Raw genomic sequence first — 17,725 nt, forward strand, 5'->3', positions numbered from 1 at the left:
GAGATTGCCATGCGCTACGCCACGCTCACCCAACGCATCGCCGGCGACGGGGCTGCGGCCTGGGACATTCACTACCGCGCCCTGGCGCTGCAGGCCGAGGGCAAGGACATCCTGTTGCTGTCGGTGGGTGACCCGGACTTCGACACCCCTGCGCCGATTGTCCAGGCGGCCATCGACAGCCTGCGAGCGGGCCACACCCATTACGCCGATGTGCGCGGCAAGCTGGCCCTGCGCCAGGCCATCGCCAACCGCCACCGGCAGCGTAGCGGCCAGGCGGTCAGCGCAGACCAAGTGACCGTGTTGGCGGGTGCCCAGTGCGCGCTGTACTGCGTGGCCCAGTGCGTGCTGGACCCGGGCGACGAGGTGATCGTTGCCGAGCCCATGTATGTCACGTACGAGGCCGTGTTCGGTGCTTGTGGTGCCAAGGTGATACCGGTGCCGGTCAAGCCGGAGAACGGTTTTCGCGTCTGCCCGCGAGACGTGGCCGAGCGCATCACGCCGCGCACCCGCGCGCTGGCCCTGAACAGCCCGCACAACCCCTCGGGTGCAAGCCTGCCCCGTGCGACCTGGGAAGCACTCGCCGAATTGTGCATTGCCCATGACCTGTGGCTGATTTCCGACGAGGTATACAGCGAGCTGCTGTACGAGGGTGAACATGTGAGTCCAGCCAGCCTGCCGGGCATGGCTGAACGTACCGCCACCCTCAACAGCCTGTCGAAATCGCATGCCATGACCGGCTGGCGGATGGGCTGGGTGGTCGGTTCGGAGGAACTCGCCACGCACTTGGAAAACCTCGCCCTGTGCATGCTGTACGGTTTGCCTGACTTCATTCAGGACGCTGCGGTGGTGGCCCTGGAGCAGCAGCTACCAGAACTGGACGCCATGCGCGAGGCCTATCGCCAGCGCCGAGACCTGGTGTGCGAGCAACTGGCTGGCTGCCCGGGCCTCAAGGCGTTGAAGCCCGATGGTGGCATGTTCGTGATGGTTGATATCCGCGAAACCGGCCTCAGTGCCCAGGCCTTCGCCGACCGCCTGCTGGACAGCCAGGGCGTGTCGGTACTGGCCGGCGAAGCCTTTGGCCCCAGCGCCGCCGGGCATATTCGCCTGGGGCTGGTGCTGGGCAACGAGGCGTTGGTCGATGCCTGCCAGCGCATCGCACGCTGTGCCGGCGAGTTGATGCAAGGCTAAGCGACGGCGGCCAAACATCCTGTTTTGTGCAAGGAGAACACAAGTGAATGTACTGATCGTCCACGCTCACCCCGAGCCACAATCGTTTACCGCCGCACTGCGCGACCAGGCCGTGGAAACCTTCCGTGCCCAGGGCCGCCAGGTGCAAGTCAGCGACTTGTACGCCATGGGCTGGAACCCGGTGGCCAGTGCCGAAGACTTTACCCATCGTGAGAACCCGGACTATCTGGTGTATGCCCTGGAGCAACGCCAGGGGGTCAAGCGCGGTGCCATTGCCGAGGACATCCAGCAGGAGCTGGACAAGCTGCTGTGGGCTGACCTGCTGGTGCTTAACTTCCCGATCTTCTGGTTCTCGGCGCCGGCCATGCTCAAGGGCTGGATCGACCGGGTGCTGGTGTCAGGGGTGTGCTATGGCGGCAAGCGCTTCTACGACCAGGGCGGTTTGGCGGGCAAGAAGGCGCTGGTGACCGTGACCCTCGGCGGGCGCGAGCACATGTTTGGCGAAGGGGCGATTCATGGGCCGCTGGAAGACATGTTGCGGCCGATTCTGCGGGGTACCCTGGCCTACGTGGGGTTCGAGGTGTTGCCCCCGTTCGTGGCCTGGCATGTGCCGTACATCAGCGATGAGGCGCGCCAGGGCTTCTTGCAGCAGTACCGACAGCGGCTGGAGCAGCTCTCGGATGATCAGCCGCTGGTGTTCCCGCGGTTGGCGCAGTTCGATGAGGCGCTGTACCCGCTGACCTGATCTTTCTCCTGTACCAACCCTTGGGGCCGCAACGCGGCCCCAACCTGTTATCGGCATACGACATTGCGCAAACCTGGCAATGCCGTATGCCAAAAACGACCACCCACACATTCGGGGTATGTTCCCCCTCGGCAAATCCCCCGATAGTGAACCCAACGGCTCGAACCGGAGCATTCACACGATGGAGTTGCCATGCGCAAGGTACTGAAGGTGATGGGTGGTCTGCTGCTGGTGTCTGGCGCCAGCCTCGCCCAGGCGGCAGCGGTAGACAGCGGCAACACGTTGCGGTTGTACAACTGGACCGACTACATCGGCGAAACCACCTTGGCCGACTTCGAGAAGGCCACCGGCATCAAGGTCATCTACGACACCTTCGATGGTTACGAAACGGTGCAGACCAAACTGCTCACCGGCCGTTCCGGCTACGACCTGGTCATGCTCAACGCCTCCCTGGTACCCCCGCTGATCAGTGCCGGCGTGTTCCAGGCGCTGGACAAGCAGCAGCTGCCCAGCTGGCACAACCTCGACCAGCAAGTCGTCAACAACCTGCAAGGCTATGACCCTGGCCTGAAGTACTCGGCGCCCTACACCTGGGGCAGCTCGGGGGTCACCTACAACGTCGACAAGATCACCGCACGCATGCCCGACGCCCCCATCGGCTCGCTGGCCATGCTGTTCGACCCCAAGATCGTCTCGCGCTTCGCCGACTGTGGCGTCACCCTGATGGACGCGCCCACCGAGGTCATCCCGCTCGCCCTGCAATACCTGGGCAAGGACCCGCGCAGCGCATCTGCGGCCGACCTCAAGGCCGCCGAACAACTGCTGCTGAGCATCCGCCCCTACATTCGCAAGTTCGACTCGGTCAACTACCTCACCAGCCTGCCCAACGGCGATGTCTGCCTGGCACTGACCTGGTCCGGCGACTACGCCACCGCCCAGGCCCGGGCGGTGGAGGCGAAGAAGGACATCAAGCTGTCGTTCTTCATCCCCCAGGAAGGCTCGTTGATCTGGTTCGACAACCTGTACATCCCCAAGGATGCGCCGCACACGGCCAACGCCCACCGCTTCATCGAGTTTTTGCTGCAGCCGCAGACCATGGCCAAGGTCACCGACTACATCCACTACGCCAACAGCAACGCCGCCGCCACTGCGCTGGTGCGTGACGACATCCGCCAGGACCCGGCGATCTACCCAGATTCATCCACCCGCGAACGCCTGTTCGCGCAGAAAACCCAGAGCCCCAAGGACATGCGCGCCATTACCCGGGTCTGGAGCACGGTCAAGACCGGTTTCTGAATACTGCCCAACGATTCCCGCCAAGGAGCTGCCCATGGCCACCCCAAGCAACGCATTCGCCATCGCCCACGACCCGCTGGTGGAAGCCGACAAGGCCCACTACATGCACGGCTACCATGTGTTCGACGAGCACCGCGAGCAAGGCGCACTGAACATCGTCGCCGGCGAGGGCGCGTACATTCGCGACACCCACGGCAACCGCTTCCTCGATGCCGTTGGCGGCATGTGGTGCACCAACATCGGCCTGGGCCGTGAGGAAATGGCCTTGGCCATCGCCGACCAGGTTCGCCAACTGGCCTATTCCAACCCGTTCTCCGACATGGCCAACGATGTGGCCATCGAGCTGTGCCAGAAACTGGCGCAGCTGGCCCCTGGCGACCTGAACCATGTGTTCCTCACCACCGGCGGCTCGACCGCTGTCGACACCGCTTACCGGCTGATCCAGTACTACCAGAACTGCCGCGGCAAGCCACATAAGAAGCACATCATTGCCCGCTACAACGCCTACCACGGCTCCACCACCCTGACCATGTCGATCGGCAACAAGGCCGCCGACCGGGTGCCGGAGTTCGATTATCACCATGACCTGATCCACCACGTCTCCAACCCCAACCCGTACCGCGCGCCGGACGACATGGACGAGGCCGAGTTCCTCGACTTCCTGGTGGCCGAGTTCGAGGACAAGGTCCTGTCGTTGGGCGCTGACAACGTGGCAGCGTTCTTCGCCGAGCCGATCATGGGCTCGGGCGGGGTGATCATTCCACCCAAAGGCTATTTCGAACGCATGTGGCAGCTGTGCCAGACCTACGACATCCTGTTCGTCGCCGACGAGGTGGTGACCTCGTTCGGGCGCCTGGGCACCTTCTTCGCCAGCGAGGAACTGTTTGGCGTTACCCCCGACCTCATCACCACCGCCAAGGGCCTGACCTCGGCCTACCTGCCGCTGGGCGCGTGCATTTTCTCCGAGCGCATCTGGCAGGTTATCGCCGAGCCGGGCAAGGGCCGTTGCTTCACCCATGGTTTCACCTACAGCGGTCACCCGGTGTGCTGCACGGCGGCGCTGAAGAACATCGAGATCATCGAGCGCGAGCAGTTGCTGGATCACGTCAAGGACGTTGGCAGCTATCTGGAACAACGCCTGCAGAGCCTGCGCGAGTTGCCGCTGGTGGGCGATGTGCGTTGCATGAAGCTGATGGCCTGCGTCGAGTTCGTGGCCGACAAGGCCAGCAAGGCGCTGTTCCCGGATGAGGTTAACATTGGTGAACGTATCCACAGCAAGGCCCAGGCCAAGGGGCTGCTGGTACGCCCGATCATGCACCTGAACGTGATGTCGCCGCCGTTGATCATCACCCATGCGCAGGTGGATGAAATCGTCGAGACCCTGCGCCAGTGCATCATCGAAACCGCGCGCGAGCTCACCGCGCTTGGCCTGTACCGGGGCCGATGAGCCTGGCGCAAAGGCCTGTGCGGGGGCGTGCCTGGCAGGCTAGACTGCCGGGCATGACCCAGGCCACCCCCGACACCCCGCTTACCCTCACCATGGGCGCGCTGCAGCAATGGCATGCAGCGTTGCAGCGCGCGCTGGCCAATAGCGAAACGCCTGAGGCGCTGGAGTATGTGGCCGCTGCCATCGGCCAGCTGGTACAGGTGGAATCGATGATGATCAGCCTGGAGTGCCAGGGGCGGGCGCCGCAGCTGTTGTACCAGCAAGGCATCCCCGAACTGCACCGCGCCGCTGTGCTGGAACGCTACTTCAGCGCCGGTTACCTGCTCGACCCGTTCTGCCTGGCGGTGCAAGGCGGCCTGGCCGAAGGCTTTTACCACCTGCAGGAAATCGCCCCCGACAACTTCTTCGACAGCGACTACTACAAGACTTATTACCTGGCCACCGGTTGCAGCGAAGACAGCTACTACATCGTCGACCTCAGCGCGGGTCGCAAGCTGTCATTGAGCCTGTTCCAAGGTTGCAGCGGTACGCCCCTGAGTGCCGGGCAGGTCGACCTGCTGCGGGCGCTGGAGCCGATGGTGCGCGAACTGCTGGGGCGCTATGCCCGACACAACCTGGAGCCTGGCACTGCATCGGTTGAGCGCGGCGGCTTGCAGGCGGCATTTGATAGCTTTGGCTGCCAGGTGCTCACTGACCGCGAGCGCGAGGTGGCACACATGATCTTGCGCGGGCATTCGGTGAAGTCGACTGCGCTAGAGCTGGGTATCTCGCCTGAAACGGTGCGCATGCACCGCAAGAACCTGTACCTGAAGCTGGAGATCAACTCGCAGTCCGAGTTGTTTGCGCGGTTTATCGACTGGTTGCGCGGCGATCACCTGGAAATCTAGAAGCTATCGCCGCCCCTGTGGGAGCGGGCATGCCCGCGCAACAGGCACTGCGGTGGATGGCACGGGCTCTGCCGTGTTCGCGGGCTTGCCCGCTCCCACAGGGATCGCGTCAGCTTTGAAATTTCGGGTTGGTTACGAAGCGGCCAGCCGGGCCTCCAGTGCGGCAATATGCGCCTGCAGCCGTTCATGTTCCTGGCGCTCGGCGCTGATGTCTTCGAACACGCTGATCAGGTGTTCCGGCTCGCCATTGGCATGGCGCTGCAACGAGGTGCGGGCGCGCACCCAGATGTACGCGCCGTTTTTGTGGCGCACGCGTTTTTCTACCTCGTAACGCTCGGTTTCACCGGTCAGCATGCGTTGTAACAGCTGCAGGTTCTGCGCCAGGTCGTCGGCGTGGGTGATCTGCTGGAAGGTCATGCCGTAGAGCTCTTCGGCGCGGTAGCCCAGCAGCTCGCACAGGCTGTTGTTGACCCGCTGCCAGGTGCCGTCCGGGTCGATGTAGGCGAGGGCGCCCCAGGCGAGTTCGAAGATCGCCCGGAAGCGTTCCTCGCTTTGGCTCAGCGCCTGTTGGGCCACCTGACGTTCGGTGTTGTCCATGCTTATACCGACCATTTTCACCGAGCGCCCAGCGCTGTCGCGCACTACGGTGGCGCGGGAGGAAATCCAGCGTACTTCGCCATCGGGGCGGGTGATGCGGAAGTCGCACTCACAACCCGTTCCTTCGGCTACCGCCTCGGCGTACATCGCCTGCATGCGCTGCACGTCTTCGTCGGGCAGGTGCTTCCAGAAGTCTTCGTTGTGGTGCACCGGCCAGCCGTACACCTGCTCGACGTTAGGCGAGTAGGTGACTTCGTCGCTGATCAGGTTCCACTCCCAGGTGACGATGCGCGCGCCTTCCTGGGCCAGCTTCATGCGCGTTTCGCTCTCCATGATCTCGGCGGTCAGGCGCCGGCGCAGGTCGGTCATCGGCAGCTCGACCACCTGCGGTTGCTGGATGTTCTGCAGGGCTTCGTCGCCATAGCGCAACCAGATCCAGTTGACTTTGAGAAAGTCGGCCAGCTTGCGTAGGTTGTCGTAGTCGATCTCGCCGCCACGGGTCCACTTGTGCACCGCGGTGCGCGAGATGCCCAAGGCCGTGCCCACGGCTTGCAGGGTCAGCTTGTGATGCTCAAGCAGTTCCTTGAGGCGGAAGGCGAAGCTGTTTTCCAACATCGGCAGGGTGTCCTGATCTGGGCCAAGAGCCTGCCAGTATACGCAAGCCGTCAACTTTTGGTTGACGGCCGTTGCAGCGGTCACTTACAGATCCAGCACCAGCCGCGCTGTACGGGCGCGCGAGACGCACAGCATGATGCTCTGCTGGGCAGCCTTCTCCTCGTCGCTCAGGTACTGGTCATAATGCTCGGCCTCGCCCTCCAGAATGGCGGTCTCGCACGTACCGCACACGCCTTCGCGGCACAGGCACTCGACCTTGGCGGCCTTGGACTTTTCGATGGCCTGCAGAATGGTCATGCCTTCTTCCACCTGCAACTCCACGCCCGACTGCGCCAGCACCACGGTAAAGGCGCTGCCGGTAACGGGGGTGGCGGCAAACTGTTCCCAATGCACGCGGTGCTCGGCAATGCCGGCCTGGGCCGCGCAGGCGATGACCGCGTCAATCAGCGGTTTGGGGCCGCACACGTACAGGTGCGCTTGCTCGTCCAGCCCTGCGCACAGGGCGGCGAGGTCGAGCTTGCGGTCGAGGCTGTCGATGTAGAAACGGGTATTGGCCGCGTGCGGGCCACTGGCCAACTGGTCCTGAAACGCGCCATGCTCCGGTGCGCGGAAGGCATAGTGCAGCTCGTAGTCGGTGCTGCCACCTTCCAGTTCATGCAGTTGCGCCAGGAACGGGGTAATGCCGATACCGCCGGCAATCAGCACATGGCGGCCAGCAGAAGGGTCCAGGGCAAACAGGTTGTTGGGCGACGAAATGGTCAGGCGGGTGCCGACTTCCACCTGCTGGTGCATGAACGCCGAGCCGCCCTTGGACTGCTCTTCCAGGCGCACGCCAATCTGGTAGCTGCGGGTGTCGCGCGGGTCGCTCATCAGCGAGTAGGCGTTGCTGAACTGGCTGCCGTCGGCGCCTTGCATCTGCACGATGACGTGGCTGCCACCGGTGAAGGCGGGCATCGCCGCGCCGTCTTCGCGGGCCAGGGTAAAGCGCTTGATCAGCGGCGTGGCGTGTTCCACGTCGGTTACGCGGACGCTGAACATTTCATAAGTGTTGGCCATGGTTCACCTCGACTGCCGGGGGGCGCGGCAGGCCCTGCCGCGCACCTTTACGTGCCAAAAAACGTGGAGGGGTTGCCATCAATCGTCGAGGTGGGCCACGGCGATCAGGTTGTGGAAGTGGGCGATGCCGTGCTCGCTCATGCCGCTGCGCTCGCGGTCGGCCATGATGCGGCCCTGGCCACGGTAGCCACGCGATTTCAGGCCCTTCTGCACGCTTTCGACCAGGCGCAGGTCTTCTGGGCGGAACACTTCGCGGTACCAGTCGATCAGCTTCTGCTGCTCTTCAGTGATGTCCTTGTTGAGGAAGTAGATGTCGTAGTGCTGCAGGGTGGTTTCGGCATCGACCGGGAACTCGTAGATCACGGTCATGAAGTTGGCCCCTGGCGGCACGTTGAACATGGTGCACGGCCAGGCCCAGAAGCCGGCGAACGACGGGTCCTTCACGTTTTCGTCGAACTTGAACGACTGCTCCGAAGGCTTGGCCAGGCCGTACTGCAGGGTCCAGTTGCCGTGCAGGCTGTGGCTGTACTGGCCAACGTCCACCGAGTCGGAGAAGCCTGGGTGCGCCGGGGCGCAGTGGTAGCACTCCAGGTAGTTGTCGACGATCGACTTCCAGTTGGCCGGGGTGTCGCTGACGAAGCGCGCGGCCAGGTGCAGGTCGTCGATTACCGCGCAGGCTTCACGCATGCGGGCTTGCATACCTGGCAGCTGGTCTTCGACGGAGCCGGCGTCCATGTCCATGTTGATGAAGATGAACCCAGCGTATTCTTCTACGCGCAGCTGCACCAGGGTGGAATTTTCCTTGTCGAAGTTGACCACGTTGTCGCAGTTGCGGGCGTGGGCCAGTTCGCCGTCGAGCTTGAAGGTCCAGGCGTGGTACGGGCAGGTGATGACGTTCTTGGCCTTGCCGCTGCCGCTGAGCAGCTGGTGGCCACGGTGCGGGCAGACGTTGTAGAACGCACGCAGCACGCTGTCACGGCCGCGCACGACAATGATGCTTTCGCCAATCACTTCGCGGGTGATGTAGGCGTTGTTGTCTGCCACTTCGCTGCGGTGGCCCACGCAGATCCAGCTGCGGGCGAAGATGGCTTCTTTCTCGTGCTCGAACACGGCGGCCTGGGTGTAGAAGTTGGCCGGGAGGGTGAAGGCCTCGTCGGCATTCGCGCAGAAATCGGCGGGCAGGCGTTTGAAGTCGTTCATGACAGGTATCTCACAAGCTCGGTTTATAGTTGTTGGTTAACGCGTATCTGCTGGTTAACAGATCAGGCAAAAAAATTTGCAGTCTTGCAAAGGGGCTGTGGTGCAGCCCCGATGATTCAATCAATGCACGGCAGCGGCGCTGCGTGGGGCATGCTCGGCGGGTTCCTCTCCGGCCATGCGTGCAGCTTCTTCCTCGATGACGTGGGCCGACACTTGGCCGTAGTCAGCGATCATCCACTTGAAGAAGCCGTAGATCTTCACCAGCAGAATTACCATGAACGGGATCGCGGTCAGCACCACGGCCGTCTTCATGGTCGACAACGACGCCTTGGCGAACAGCATGGCCAGCGGCACCAGGGTCAGCACCACGCACCAGAACAGACGGTGGGTTGGCGTCGGGTCGTCGCCTTCACGCAGGTTGCGGGTGCTGGTGGCGGCCACCGCGTAGGCTGCGGCATCCATGTGCGAAGCACAGAAGATGGCCATGATGAACAGGTACACACCGAGGAACACCTGGCCCCACGGCAATGCCAGCAGCAAGTGCGTCACGGCCGATTCGCCGCCTTGTTCAGCGAGCATCTTCGGTACATCCACCGCGCCGGTGATGAACTGGTGCATGCTGTAGCTTTCCAGCGCGCCGAAGAAGAACCAGCAACCGAAGCTGCCACCCAGCAGCAGGGCCAGTACCACTTCCTTGATCTGCCGGCCACGCGAAACGCGGGTGACGAACATGGCCACGCCGGGTGCGTACGACACCCACCACAGCCAGTAGAACACCGTCCAGTTGCGGGTGAAGGCGCCGTCGCCGGCCGGGTCGGTGAACAGGCTCATGTGCACGTAGTTCTGGATCATCAGGCCAATCGAGTTGGCGGTGTTGTTGATGGTGAACTGGGTCGGGCCGACCAGCAGGATCACGGCAGCAAACACCAGCGCGCCGATGCACACCATCTTGCTCAGGCGCTGCAGGCCGCCATCGATACCGATGTACGAGCTGAGCGAGAACATCACCGCCACGCCACCGATCACCATCAGTTGCACGGTGAAGGTGTCCGGGGTGCCGGTCAGGTCATGCAGGCCACGGGTGAGGGTGGAAGCGGTCAGGGCCAGCGACACGGTCAGTGCGCCCATCATGGTCAGCAGGAAGATCAGGTCGACGCTGCGGCCCACCGGGCCGGTGGCCTTGAAGCCGGTCACCGCTTCGACGATCGAGGCCAGGTTCAAGCCGCTCTTCTTGCGTACATGGAAGTGATAAGCCATGGCCAGCGAAGCCAGGGCGTAGATCGACCAGGCGCTGATACCCCAGTGGAAGAACGAGTAGCCGACGCTGTATTCCAGCGCCTTCGGGGTGGCGGCGGCGATGTTCAGGCCCGGGGTCTGGTAGTAGTAGGCCCACTCCATCACACCCCAGTAGAGGGTCGACGACCCCATGCCGGCGCAGATGAACATGAACACCCAGGTGGCGGTGGCATATTCTGGCTTGCCACTGCCCAGGCGAATGTTGCCGTACTTGCTGAAGGCCAGATACAGCACGGCCAGGGTACTGGCGAACACCAGCACCTGCACGCTGGTACCGAAGGTGCGGGTGGACAGTTCGAACAACTGGTTGGCGGCGCTTTCAGCCTGGGCGGGGAAGGCTGCAAGGCCAATCACGGTGAGCAGTACGGCAATCAGGCTCACGGTAATCAGGAACACATCAATCTTTTTATTCTTGTGCGACATCATCGTCTCCTGGACGTTGGCGTACTTGTTATACCCGGCAGGCATCCGGGGTGTTGCGGTGCTGCTCCTTCCTTGGTTGTTAACCTTTAGTTTACTAGAATCTAATGGTTAACAGATTTTGCATACAATCCACGCCGCTCGCAAGAGGCAAGGGGCCGATTGTCAGACAGTTCTGACAATCGGCCCCTGTGTATCAGGCTTCGACCAGTGCGGTAATGGCGTGGCCCACTTGTTGGGTGGACTGCTGGCCGCCCATGTCGCGGGTCACCTCACCGGCGGCGATGACCTGCTCGATGGCCTTGAGGATGTCGTCGTGGGCGGCGCGGTAACGTGGATCGGCGCCGTCGTTGCCGAGGAAGTCCAGCATCAGTGCGCCCGACCAGATCATCGCGATCGGGTTGGCGATGTTCTTGCCGTAGATGTCTGGCGCCGAACCGTGTACCGGTTCGAACAGCGACGGAAACTTGCGCTCGGGGTTGAGGTTGGCCGACGGTGCGATGCCGATGGTGCCGGCGCAGGCCGGGCCGAGGTCGGACAGGATGTCGCCGAACAGGTTCGAGGCTACGACCACATCGAAGCGGTCGGGCTGCAGCACGAAGCGGGCGCAGAGGATATCAATGTGCTGCTTGTCCCAGCTGATTTCCGGATAATTGGCCGCCATGGCGGCGGTGCGCTCGTCCCAGTACGGCATGCTCACGGCCATGCCGTTGGACTTGGTGGCCGAGGTGACGTGCTTGCGCTCGCGGGTCTGTGCCACATCGAAGGCATACTTGAGGATGCGGTCGACACCGCGGCGGGTGAACACCGACTCCTGCAGCACGAACTCGTTGTCGGTGCCTTCGAACATGCGGCCACCCAGGGAGGAGTATTCGCCTTCGGTGTTTTCGCGGATGACCACGAAGTCGATGTCACCTGGCTCACGGCCAGCCAGCGGGCACGGCACGCCCGGAAACAGGCGCACCGGGCGAATGTTCACGTACTGGTCGAAATCGCGGCGGAACTTGAGCAGCGAACCCCACAGCGAGATGTGGTCCGGCACCTTGTCTGGCCAGCCCACGGCACCGAAATACAGGGCGTCGAAGTCCTTGAGCTGTTCGAACCAGTCGTCCGGCATCATCTTGCCGTGGGCCAGGTAGTAATCGCAGCTGGCCCACTCGAAGAACTCGAAGCTGATGTCCAGGCCGTGCTTGCGCGCAGCGGCCTCGACCACGCGAATGCCTTCTGGCAGTACTTCGTTGCCGATGCCGTCGCCAGGGATTGCCGCGATTCTGAAGGTCTTGCTCATGGGGTGCACTCGTTGTCTAGGGAACAGGTGCTGGCCATGCTATAAGGGCTTGCTTCGGAGATAATCTGGCCAATCATGGATTCTTGGAACACGCTACGTGAATAATCTGCCCAGTCTGGACGACCTCAACATTTTCCTGCAGGTGGCCAAACGTGCCAGCTTCGCGGCCGTGGCCGACGAGTTGGGTATGTCGGCGGCGTACATCAGCAAACGCATTCGCATGCTCGAACAAACCCTGGAGGTGCGGCTGCTGCACCGCACCACACGGCGGGTAACGGTGAGCGAGGAGGGCGAGCGGGTGTATCAGTGGGCGTTGCAGATTTTCGATGCCGTGCAGCGCATGGGCGATGACATCAGCGCCCAGCACCGCGAGCCGGCCGGCCAGCTGCGCATAGCCAGCAGCCTGGGGCTGGGGCGGCGCTTCGTGGCGCCGGCCTTGTCGGAGCTGGCCGAACGCTACCCGCGACTGGACATTCGCCTGGACGTGCACGACCGCCTGGTGGACCTGATTGCGGAGGGCGTGGACCTGGACATCCGCGTGGGTAATGCCATTGCCCCCAACCTGATTGCCAAGCCGCTGGCGCGCAACCGCCGGGTGCTGTGCGCCGCGCCGGCCTACCTGGCGCGGCGCGGTGCGCCCAAGGTGCTGGGCGACCTGGCCAGCCATGATTGCCTGGTGATCAAGGAGCGCGATCACCCGTTTGGTGTGTGGCAACTGATGGGGCCTAACGGCGAAGAAAGCGTGCGGGTGACCGGCGGCCTGTCGACCAACCATGGTGAGGTGGCGCACCAGTGGTGCCTGGACGGGCGCGGGATATTGCTGCGTTCGTGGTGGGATGTGCACGACAGCCTGCAGGACGGGCGCCTGGTGCAGGTGCTGGAGGACTATCACCAGCCGGCGGATATCTGGGCGGTGTATACCTCGCCGCTGGCCAGTTCGGCCAAGGTGCGGGTGGCGGTGGACTTTTTTCGGCAGTACTTTGCCGAGCGTTACAGCTTACCGGGCTAACTTCTGCTGGCTGGCACAAAATCTTAGCGCTTGCGCGATCCCTGTGGGAGCAACTCACAAGCGGGCTTGCACGCGAACACCGGCGCAGCCGGTGCCATGTACCGAGTCGCCTGCTTCGCGGGCAAGCCCGCTCCCACAGGGTCCCTGCTAAATCAATGGGTTCGCTCGTGTATACCTCCCGGTATATGGACAGCCCATCACCTTGCCGCATAGCTTAACCCCTCGACGGGGCGCACCTTGCACACGCTATAACAACAGCGATGCCCCGTGACCTTTCAGTCCTGCCAACCCGACAACTCTAAAAATGAGGCGGCAAATGGAAAGCATCGGCACCTATGTCATCTACGTCATCATGGTGTGCGCGGTATTGGGTGCGGTGGCATCCATTTACAATCCCGAGGGCGAGCTGGGCCAGGAGTTCATCGCCGGCCTGCACAGTATCGGGCCCATCTTCATCCCGGTAGCGGGCATCATGGCGGCGATCCCCTACATTTCGGCGGGCATCAGCCATGTGATCGCGCCGCTGTTCCTGGCCATCGGTGCCGACCCCGGCATTGCCGGCCCCATCTTCATCGCCTCGGACATGGGCGGCTACCAGCTGGCCAAGGCCTTGGCGCAAAGCCCCGAAGGCTGGATCCTGGGCCTGATTACCGGCTTTCAGTGCGGCGCCACGATCATCTTCGTCATCCCGGTGGGGCTGGCCATGTTGCGCAAGGTCGACCACAAGTACATGGCCCTGGGGATCATGGCCGGGCTGCTGACCATCCCGCTGAGCATCATGATCATCGCCATGGCCATGCAGGCCCTGGGCCTGAGCGTGCGCCCCGACATCGCCACCACTGGCGCCGCCACCCAGGCGCTGCACTTCACCTGGGCGATGCTGCTGCGCAACCTGATGCCGCTGATCCTGTTCTGTATCGCCCTGGCGGCGGCGTTGCGCTATTTCCCGACGCTGATGGTGTACCTGTTCCTCAAGCTCGGCCAGTTCATGTACATCGCCGTGGTGCTGGTGCTGGTGGCGTCCATCGTGCAGTACTTCACCGGCCTGTTCAGCCACCTGTTCGGCAATTGGGGGTTCGCGCCAATCATTGCCGACGCCGACGACCAGTTCCGTGCCCTGGAAATAGCCGGCTACATCGGCCTGATGCTGTGCGGTGCGTTCCCCATGGTGCACCTGCTCAAGCGCTTCCTGGCGCGGCCGATCGAGCGGGTGGCCTCGCGCTTTGGCATGTCCGGTGTCGGTGCGGCCGGGGTGCTGGCGGCCTCTGCCAATATCCTGGCCATGTTCCGGCTGGTCAGCGAAATGCCGCCCAAGGACAAGGTGCTGGTGATCGCCTTTTCGGTGTGCGCCGCCTTTACCTTTGGCGACCACATGGCCTTCTCGGCCAACTTCCAACCCTCGTTGATATTGCCGCTGATGATCGGCAAGCTCAGTGCTGGCCTGATCGCCATGCTGCTGGCCAGTTGGCTGGCGGTGCCCAAGGCGCAGGAGATGGGGCGCCAGGATGATGCCGCCGGTGCGTTCAAGGTAGCGGCCGAGCCGTCCTGAGCCAAAAACGTCATGCACATGATCCGGAGCGTCCAGGGCGCCCCGGATTTTGTGTTTTTTGCCAATCAAGCCGGTAAGGTCGCACAGGCCTTCCGTGCACGAGAGCGTGGTGAACAATGACAAAAGATGAGGCGAAGGGGCTGGCGGCGGTAATCGAGGCGACCGGCAGCGAGCAACTGGGGCCGGCGCTGGATGCCTGGCTGCGGGGCACGCTGGCGTTCGACATGAGTTGCGCTTACCTGTTCCAGTTCAACCAGCCTGCGCTGTTGGTGCATAACGGCTACAACCATTCGGTAACCGAGCGCACCCTGAATGCCTACGTGCGAGGCGGTTACCTGCTCGATCCTTTCTACGTTGCCTGCGTCAACGAGCATCCGGCCGGGGTGTGGCGCATGAGCGAGCTGGCGCCTGACTGCTTCTTCTCTTCGGGCTTTGCCATCTCCAAGGATATCCACCCTTGCGTGTCGTCCGACTACGGCACGGCGATTGAAGAGGTGGGCTTCATCATGCCGTTGCGGTCCCAGGTGGCGATGGTCTATTCGCTGATGCGCAACCACGGCAGTGGCGATTTCAGTGCTGCGGAAATGGACCTGCTAGCGGGCATGGTGCCACTGCTGGCGTCGGTGTTCGGCCAGCATTGCCGGTTGCGTTATGCCGATTGCCTGCGCGCTACGCCGGAGGGGGCGGTGTTGGAGGATGCTTTTGTCGAGATCCTGCAAGGGCAGTTGACCGAGACTCAGCGCCTGATCGCCAAGTTACTGTTGCAGGGGCACAGCAATGCGTCGATTGCGCGGCAGCTGAGTATTTCTGATGGGACGGTGAAGGTGCACAAGCACAACATCTACCAGCGTCTGGAGATTTCCACCAACGCCGAGTTGTTCCGCCTGTTCATCGACTACCTGGCCAAGGCCTGATAAAGCAAAGGGCTGCAACGCAGCCCTAGGATGTGAAAGCAGCAGGTTATTTGAACAGCGGGCTCAGGTGCTCGCTCAGGTAGATGCCCTGCGGGTCAAGCTGCCGGCGCAAATTACGGAAGTCCTCAGCCCGCGGGTAGATGGCGCTCACATCCTCACCGGTCAGGAAGTGCAGCTTGCCCCAGTGCGGCCTGGCGCCATACGAACGCAGAATCTGATCCACCGCCCGCAGGTAGTCCCAGTAATCGGTACCCGGTTGGCCAGACACCGAAATGGTCACGCTGTCCTGCTCGAAGAACGGGCTCATCCATGCGTCATCGCCGGCCGTGAAACGGTACTCGATGGGGTAGATGGCCTCGGGGAAGTCCTCCAGCATCAGCTTGCGCACTGCGCGCAGCGCTTCCTTGCTGTGTCGTAGCGGCACGGCGTATTCCAGTTCGTGGAAATTGGGCAGGTACTCGATCGGGTACACATCCGAGCTGTACGCCACTTTTTCGAATTCGCTTTCCCAGGCCGGGCGGTCGGTAATGTCCATGACCTTCACTTCGCACACGTCGGTAGTGCGCCCGGTGGTGGAGGTCGCGGCAGTATCGGGCAGGCAATAGCAGTGGCGGCTTTGTTCGTACGGGCACCAGAAGAAGCTGAAGTGGCGGTGCGTGCGCGCCAGTTCATCGTGCTTTTCCATCACGCTTTCGAAGTCTTCGCGCCAGATGCGCTCGTGCAGGTTGAAGCTGTCGGTTACCTGCAAGGTCAGTTCCGAAACGATGCCCAGCACGCCAAGAGAAACCCGGCCAGCCTGCAACAGGTCGGGGGTGCTTTCGTCCACCACAAGGATTTCGCCATTGGGCTGCACCAGCTTCATGCCAACGATGGACGAAGCCAGATTGCCCAAGGTAAGGCCGGTGCCGTGGGTGCCGGTGGTCAGGGCGCCGGCAATCGACTGGCTGTCGATGTCGCCCTGGTTGACCATCGACAAGCCCGCTGCACGCAGTGCCTTGCCAAAGGCATTGATGGTGGTGCCGGCGGCAGCGGTGACGCGCTTTTTCTCAGGGTCGATGTGGCGCACGCCACTCATGTTGGCCAGGCTCAGGTGCAGGCCATTGGTCAGCGCCACCGGGGTAAAGGAATGTCCGGAACCGGCCACACGCACATTCATGCCATTGCTGCTGGCCTGGTTCACCATCGAACACAGTTCGTCTTCACTGGCTGGCGCCCCGCGTGCTGCACGGATGCAGGACTGATTGCCGGCCCAGTTGCGCCAATGCGCGTGTTCCAGGCCAAATTCGTTGATGTGCATGTTGTTGGAAGAGGTGGTCACGTTGGTCTCTCCTGCTGGTTGTTCTTCTGCTCAGATGGCCGTGTAGCCGTTGTCGGCAAACAGGTGTGCGCCGTTGACGAAACTGGCGTCGTCACTGGCCAGGAACAAGGCTGCGCTGGCCACTTCCGAAGGCTCGCACAAGCGCCCCTGAGCGGCTGCAATGGCCTCTTCGCTCACATCCACGCCATGGCGGCGCAGCATGTCGATCTCGCGCAGGCCGTGGGCGGTGGCGATAAAGCCTGGGCAAATGGCGTTGGCGCGGATGCCCCGGTCACGGAACTCCACGGCGATGGCCCGGGCGAACATGTGCGTGGCGCCCTTGCTGGTGCAATACAGCACCTCCATGGGTGTGCCCACCACAGCCGAGATGGATGAGGTGCAGACGATGCTGCCGCCACCGGCGGCCAGCATGCCCGGCAGGACGGCGCGGGTGACCAGGAACATGCTTTTCACGTTCACTGCCATCACCCGGTCCCACTCTTCTTCGCTGGTGTCCAGAAAGGGCAGGGCCGCGAGGATGCCGGCGTGGTTCATCAGCACGGTAATGTGCCCGAAGGCTTGCTCTACAGCCGCCACTGCCGCCTTCACTTGCTGTGCGTCCGACACATCGGCCGCCGCGAAAATAACGTCGTGGCCTGCATCGCGCAGTGCCCGGGCTACCTCGGCGCCCTTGCTGTCTGGCAGGTCGACAATGCCCACCCGAGCCCCTTCAGCTGCAAACAGCTGCGATGCAGCCAGCCCGCAGCCCCCCGCGCCACCAGTAATCAGCGCTATCTTGCCGTTGAGACGTCCCGCCATGTTCGACTCCCGTTATTTGTTATTGATCTGTTCTTGCAGCCCGGGCGTTTCGCGATTCGCGTGGCGGAGCATGAAACAGAACAACGGGAACATCCATATACC

At 62.7% G+C, this 17,725-nt stretch carries 15 protein-coding genes; 8 read left to right on the forward strand and 7 right to left on the reverse strand.

The features are described 5' to 3' along the window. The first annotated feature begins 9 nt into the window (after positions 1 to 9). From ACF8R4_RS09260 to ACF8R4_RS09280, 5 genes are all read left to right on the forward strand, one after another. Positions 10 to 1,188 carry a pyridoxal phosphate-dependent aminotransferase gene (locus ACF8R4_RS09260; protein WP_060497123.1) on the forward strand — a complete coding sequence of 393 codons (1,179 nt, stop codon included), beginning with the start codon at positions 10 to 12 and terminating at the stop codon, positions 1,186 to 1,188. Positions 1,189 to 1,231: 43 nt separating this feature from the next. After that, entirely contained in the window at positions 1,232 to 1,933 is a 702-nt protein-coding gene (locus ACF8R4_RS09265) for an NAD(P)H-dependent oxidoreductase (RefSeq protein WP_060497122.1), read from the forward strand. 192 nt (positions 1,934 to 2,125) lie between these two features. Next, positions 2,126 to 3,229, forward strand: a complete 1,104-nt coding sequence (locus ACF8R4_RS09270; protein ID WP_060497121.1) for a polyamine ABC transporter substrate-binding protein — start codon at positions 2,126 to 2,128, stop codon at positions 3,227 to 3,229. A 34-nt stretch (positions 3,230 to 3,263) separates the two neighbouring features. Continuing rightward, the gene (locus ACF8R4_RS09275; protein ID WP_060497120.1) at positions 3,264 to 4,676 is read left to right on the forward strand and encodes an aminotransferase; all 1,413 of its coding nucleotides are present in this window, start codon (positions 3,264 to 3,266) and stop codon (positions 4,674 to 4,676) included. 53 nt (positions 4,677 to 4,729) lie between these two features. Beyond that, the gene (locus ACF8R4_RS09280; protein ID WP_223623931.1) at positions 4,730 to 5,563 is read left to right on the forward strand and encodes a helix-turn-helix transcriptional regulator; all 834 of its coding nucleotides are present in this window, start codon (positions 4,730 to 4,732) and stop codon (positions 5,561 to 5,563) included. Between the two features lie 132 nt (positions 5,564 to 5,695). Here ACF8R4_RS09280 and ACF8R4_RS09285 read toward each other — a convergent pair whose 3' ends face one another. From ACF8R4_RS09285 to ACF8R4_RS09305, 5 genes are all read right to left on the reverse strand, one after another. Continuing rightward, positions 5,696 to 6,775 (reverse strand): helix-turn-helix transcriptional regulator, encoded by a 1,080-nt coding sequence (locus ACF8R4_RS09285; protein ID WP_060497139.1) that lies wholly within the window; start codon positions 6,773 to 6,775, stop codon positions 5,696 to 5,698. Positions 6,776 to 6,859: 84 nt separating this feature from the next. Next, positions 6,860 to 7,831 carry a PDR/VanB family oxidoreductase gene (locus tag ACF8R4_RS09290; RefSeq protein WP_060497118.1) on the reverse strand — a complete coding sequence of 324 codons (972 nt, stop codon included), beginning with the start codon at positions 7,829 to 7,831 and terminating at the stop codon, positions 6,860 to 6,862. Positions 7,832 to 7,909: 78 nt separating this feature from the next. Beyond that, on the reverse strand, positions 7,910 to 9,031 hold the full coding sequence (locus tag ACF8R4_RS09295; RefSeq protein ID WP_200929431.1) for an aromatic ring-hydroxylating dioxygenase subunit alpha: 1,122 nt from the start codon (positions 9,029 to 9,031) through the stop codon (positions 7,910 to 7,912). 120 nt (positions 9,032 to 9,151) lie between these two features. Beyond that, entirely contained in the window at positions 9,152 to 10,750 is a 1,599-nt protein-coding gene (locus ACF8R4_RS09300) for a BCCT family transporter (RefSeq protein ID WP_060497138.1), read from the reverse strand. Positions 10,751 to 10,943: 193 nt separating this feature from the next. Continuing rightward, a complete protein-coding gene (locus ACF8R4_RS09305; RefSeq protein ID WP_392492273.1) occupies positions 10,944 to 12,035 on the reverse strand; it encodes a tartrate dehydrogenase in 1,092 nt (363 codons plus the stop codon). 97 nt (positions 12,036 to 12,132) lie between these two features. Here ACF8R4_RS09305 and ACF8R4_RS09310 point away from each other — a divergent pair, with 97 nt between their 5' ends. The 3 genes from ACF8R4_RS09310 to ACF8R4_RS09320 all read left to right on the forward strand — a co-directional run bounded on the left by ACF8R4_RS09310 (position 12,133) and on the right by ACF8R4_RS09320 (position 15,507). Beyond that, positions 12,133 to 13,044: a LysR substrate-binding domain-containing protein gene (locus ACF8R4_RS09310; protein ID WP_104834564.1), complete on the forward strand. Its 912-nt coding sequence runs from the start codon at positions 12,133 to 12,135 to the stop codon at positions 13,042 to 13,044. A gap of 316 nt (positions 13,045 to 13,360) precedes the next feature. Continuing rightward, on the forward strand, positions 13,361 to 14,593 hold the full coding sequence (gene eutH, locus ACF8R4_RS09315) for an ethanolamine utilization protein EutH (RefSeq protein WP_392492275.1): 1,233 nt from the start codon (positions 13,361 to 13,363) through the stop codon (positions 14,591 to 14,593). A 116-nt stretch (positions 14,594 to 14,709) separates the two neighbouring features. Continuing rightward, a complete protein-coding gene (locus ACF8R4_RS09320) occupies positions 14,710 to 15,507 on the forward strand; it encodes a helix-turn-helix transcriptional regulator (protein ID WP_060497113.1) in 798 nt (265 codons plus the stop codon). Between the two features lie 46 nt (positions 15,508 to 15,553). Here ACF8R4_RS09320 and ACF8R4_RS09325 read toward each other — a convergent pair whose 3' ends face one another. Next, entirely contained in the window at positions 15,554 to 16,825 is a 1,272-nt protein-coding gene (locus ACF8R4_RS09325) for a D-arabinono-1,4-lactone oxidase (protein ID WP_392492276.1), read from the reverse strand. 30 nt (positions 16,826 to 16,855) lie between these two features. Then, complete coding sequence (locus tag ACF8R4_RS09330) at positions 16,856 to 17,623, reverse strand: SDR family NAD(P)-dependent oxidoreductase (protein WP_060497137.1); 768 nt, start codon at positions 17,621 to 17,623, stop codon at positions 16,856 to 16,858. Positions 17,624 to 17,725: the final 102 nt, after the last annotated feature.

The sequence above is a fragment of the Pseudomonas sp. FYR_2 genome, from assembly GCF_043106425.1.
Lineage (GTDB): Bacteria > Pseudomonadota > Gammaproteobacteria > Pseudomonadales > Pseudomonadaceae > Aquipseudomonas > Aquipseudomonas monteilii.

Coding starts and splice junctions, on each gene's coding strand:
- ACF8R4_RS09260 (WP_060497123.1), top strand. CDS start 10: ATGCGCTACGCCACGCTCACCCAACGCATCGCCGGCGACGGGGCTGCG.
- ACF8R4_RS09270 (WP_060497121.1), top strand. CDS start 2,126: ATGCGCAAGGTACTGAAGGTGATGGGTGGTCTGCTGCTGGTGTCTGGC.
- ACF8R4_RS09275 (WP_060497120.1), top strand. CDS start 3,264: ATGGCCACCCCAAGCAACGCATTCGCCATCGCCCACGACCCGCTGGTG.
- ACF8R4_RS09280 (WP_223623931.1), top strand. CDS start 4,730: ATGACCCAGGCCACCCCCGACACCCCGCTTACCCTCACCATGGGCGCG.
- ACF8R4_RS09285 (WP_060497139.1), bottom strand. CDS start 6,775: ATGTTGGAAAACAGCTTCGCCTTCCGCCTCAAGGAACTGCTTGAGCAT.
- ACF8R4_RS09290 (WP_060497118.1), bottom strand. CDS start 7,831: ATGGCCAACACTTATGAAATGTTCAGCGTCCGCGTAACCGACGTGGAA.
- ACF8R4_RS09295 (WP_200929431.1), bottom strand. CDS start 9,031: ATGAACGACTTCAAACGCCTGCCCGCCGATTTCTGCGCGAATGCCGAC.
- ACF8R4_RS09300 (WP_060497138.1), bottom strand. CDS start 10,750: ATGTCGCACAAGAATAAAAAGATTGATGTGTTCCTGATTACCGTGAGC.
- ACF8R4_RS09305 (WP_392492273.1), bottom strand. CDS start 12,035: ATGAGCAAGACCTTCAGAATCGCGGCAATCCCTGGCGACGGCATCGGC.
- eutH (WP_392492275.1), top strand. CDS start 13,361: ATGGAAAGCATCGGCACCTATGTCATCTACGTCATCATGGTGTGCGCG.
- ACF8R4_RS09320 (WP_060497113.1), top strand. CDS start 14,710: ATGACAAAAGATGAGGCGAAGGGGCTGGCGGCGGTAATCGAGGCGACC.
- ACF8R4_RS09330 (WP_060497137.1), bottom strand. CDS start 17,623: ATGGCGGGACGTCTCAACGGCAAGATAGCGCTGATTACTGGTGGCGCG.